At 46.8% G+C, this 2,874-nt stretch carries 4 protein-coding genes; 1 reads left to right on the forward strand and 3 read right to left on the reverse strand.

Annotation, left to right across the window (positions count from 1 at the left end):
• On the reverse strand, positions 1 to 409 hold a 409-nt coding region (locus B9T16_RS27550; protein WP_410246277.1), incomplete at its 3' end, for a helix-turn-helix domain-containing protein.
• A gap of 12 nt (positions 410 to 421) precedes the next feature.
• A complete protein-coding gene (locus B9T16_RS27555) occupies positions 422 to 1,195 on the reverse strand; it encodes a pseudouridine synthase (protein WP_152088640.1) in 774 nt (257 codons plus the stop codon).
• A 235-nt stretch (positions 1,196 to 1,430) separates the two neighbouring features.
• Between B9T16_RS27555 and B9T16_RS27560 the strand changes: the two genes are divergently transcribed.
• The gene (locus B9T16_RS27560; protein WP_006617389.1) at positions 1,431 to 2,123 is read left to right on the forward strand and encodes a DUF2993 domain-containing protein; all 693 of its coding nucleotides are present in this window, start codon (positions 1,431 to 1,433) and stop codon (positions 2,121 to 2,123) included.
• Here the strand turns inward: B9T16_RS27560 and B9T16_RS27565 are convergent.
• A partial coding sequence (locus B9T16_RS27565) for a phosphatidate cytidylyltransferase (protein ID WP_410246278.1) occupies positions 2,120 to 2,874 on the reverse strand: 755 nt, incomplete at its 5' end. The genes B9T16_RS27560 and B9T16_RS27565 overlap by 4 nt on opposite strands.

The following is a 2,874-nucleotide window of genomic DNA, read 5'->3' on the forward strand; positions in this document are numbered from 1 at the left end:
TCATTAGAGTATAAGTTAGATACAGATGAGTTGGCCGTAATTGTGGCATAGACAGCAATTTAAGCGATCGCACCAGAGTATTTTCCCCAGGTTCGGGTAAAAAGAAATTGGCTAACTCCTCTCCATTTAACCCCAAAGCATCTGCATATTGGCGAATCAGACCCTGAGTATAAATAGGTTCAGGTAGGCTATCTATTTTACCTTCTTCGATGGCTTGGAGTAAATGGGTGCGAATACGGGTATAAGCCGCCACCATACCCAAGGAGAAGGAATTTTTCATCCTGGCATCACGCAACTGTTGACCAATATCTGATAGGCGTTGTGCCTGGTCATGATCAACTCGATTTTGTGGTTGCTTGTGATTTTCGGATCTATTTTTAAAAATTGGGTGAGTAAGAGTTAATTTCATAAGCCATGATCCTCAAGAACAACTGCCAGATTTCCAGACACGGACTCGATTCTTTAGCAAATGCACTTCAGAGTTTTTCAGGGATCTATATTCACCTGAAGCTAATTCAGGTTTCCCAGTCGAGTTGAGATAAATAGGCCCAATTGCTGTCCGATGCAGTTGAACCACAGGATAACCGAGAGCCTCTGCTACTCGCCGAATCTGTCGGTTTCTCCCTTCTCGTAAAACCACTTCTAGCAAAGTCTGAGAGCCGTGAGGTTTCCCGATGCGCCTAACTTTAGCTGGTAATGTGTTTTTACCAGATAGTAGGATACCTTGTCTCCACTGTTCTAAAACAGATTCTGGAGGACAGCCTTGGACTAGAACTTGATAGGTTTTAGCTACATGATAACGGGGATGGGTTAAAAGAAATGTCAGTTCACCATCATTTGTGATCAGTAATGCTCCGGTTGAGTCGGTATCTAAGCGACCCACGGGGTGCAGTCCCTGTCCGACTTGGAGTTGACGCGGGAGCAGGTCTAAAACGGTTTTTCGGCCTTGGGGTTCTGCACAGGTGGAAACTACGCCTAGGGGTTTATTTAGCAGTAGGTATAGGGGTTGGGGTTGACTGGAAGGGTGCAGTGCGCGTCCGTCAATTTCAATGCGATCGCATTTAGGGTCTGCTTTCTGGCCTAAATAAGCCTGATCGCCATTTACCTTGACCCTTCCTGATAGTATCATCTCCTCGGCATGGCGACGAGAGGCGACTCCCCAGTGAGATATGATTTTCTGTAGCCGTTCATTCATAGAGTTTCGGGACAGGGGATCCCAGATTTGCCCGGGTGGATGTTGGATTACAACGGGGTGATTTGCTGGGTAGAAGGCACTGATTTTCCTTAATTATGGGAGTTATAGGAGTTCCCGTAGTAGTGGCTCAATCTGTAGGTGAGACTGACGAGTTAGATTCTTGCATATATCTATGCTGTATATACCAATATTACAGCAATTCTTGATTTTTTGATCACAAATAAACAGCGAGATTATGACGGGTACGAAAACTGAGCAAAAGAAACTGATCGGAACGGTTCTATCGGCGGCGCTGCAGCTTTGGCTGCGATCGCAAGTTGAGGGCGTAGAATCTTTAAAGGTCCATGTGGGAGGTGGTAACCGATCGCTACTGAAGGGTTCTATTCCCACGGTGTCAGTCTCAGCTAGGGCTGTGATTTACCAAGGTTTGCATCTTTCCCAAGTAGTTTTGGGAAGTTCCGGTATCCGTATTAATTTAGGTCAGGTTCTCCAGGGTAAGCCTTTACAACTGCTCGAAGCGATCGAGGTTGATTGTGATTTGCAAATTCTCGCCTCGGATCTTAATGCTTCGGTGAGTTCGCCACTTTTAGCCAATGCCATTACCGAACTGCTAGAGTCTCGCTTACCATTGACTGAGGGAACCCTAGAAAATCTGCAATTAAGGCTAAATAGCGATCGCCTGACGTTAAATGCGGATTTAATAACTGATACCCATGGGGCGATCGCCTTTAGTTTAGATAGCCAATTACAGCGGATGAGTTCCACCCAACTATTACTACACCAGCCCTATATCAAAGCCGATCCCCTGATTAGTGGGACTGTGCTAGAGTCAATTCCGATTGAGTTGGGAACTGATGTAGACATCGAGGATCTGAGCATCAGTGAGGAACAGCTTACCCTGCGGGGAAAAATTTGGGTCAATCCCTAGGTTCTTAATAAAGGTAGCACTAGGGTGACAAAGTAGTAGACTAGGGGGGCGGTAAAAACATAGCTATCAGCGCGATCGAGAATGCCGCCGTGACCGGGGATGAGTTGACCGGAATCTTTGACTCCAGCATCGCGCTTCATCATTGATTCGGTCAGGTCTCCCAAAAGACTAGCTATGCCAATTATAATACCGAGGGCGAAACCTGTCCAGAGAAACTGCGGCCATTGGAGAAACCAAGCGCCAGCGATCGCCACTCCAATGCTGCCTAAAATCCCGAAGATAGCACCTTCTACGGTTTTTTTGGGGCTAATATCAGAAAGTCGGGTCCGCCCCAAAAATTTCCCAAAAATGTAAGCGCCAATATCAGCGGCCCAAATGCAACCAAAAGCCAGTAGGCTGGCGGTTAATCCTTCGGTGAGGGTATAGGATAAATCCCACGATGGCGGAAAGTATCTGAGTTGAGGTAGGTTAGTGGTGACATGGGTTAACAGGGGACTGGAACCATCTAGCCCCACCCGTAGCCTAATCCAATAACTGGGTAAGTATCCACCATAAAATAGACCCAAAATGGAAGCGGCAATATCAGCAATGCTAGAGATTCTGGGTTGAAATAGCAAATAGAAGCAGATGAGGGTTCCGGCTAAGGCGAAGATAGCATCTACTAGGTTGGGGGCGATCGCAGCGGTAATTAATAGGGCTTGACTGACGACTAGGGTAGTTTTACCGGCGGGTTCGATGCCTTTAGCCCGCA

Origin of the sequence: Arthrospira sp. PCC 8006, from assembly GCF_046480465.1 — a bacterium.
GTDB lineage: Bacteria > Cyanobacteriota > Cyanobacteriia > Cyanobacteriales > Microcoleaceae > Limnospira > Limnospira platensis.

Excerpts from the sequence above, each read along its gene's own strand:
- B9T16_RS27555 (WP_152088640.1), bottom strand. The coding sequence starts at position 1,195 with ATGAATGAACGGCTACAGAAAATCATATCTCACTGGGGAGTCGCCTCT.
- B9T16_RS27560 (WP_006617389.1), top strand. The coding sequence starts at position 1,431 with ATGACGGGTACGAAAACTGAGCAAAAGAAACTGATCGGAACGGTTCTA.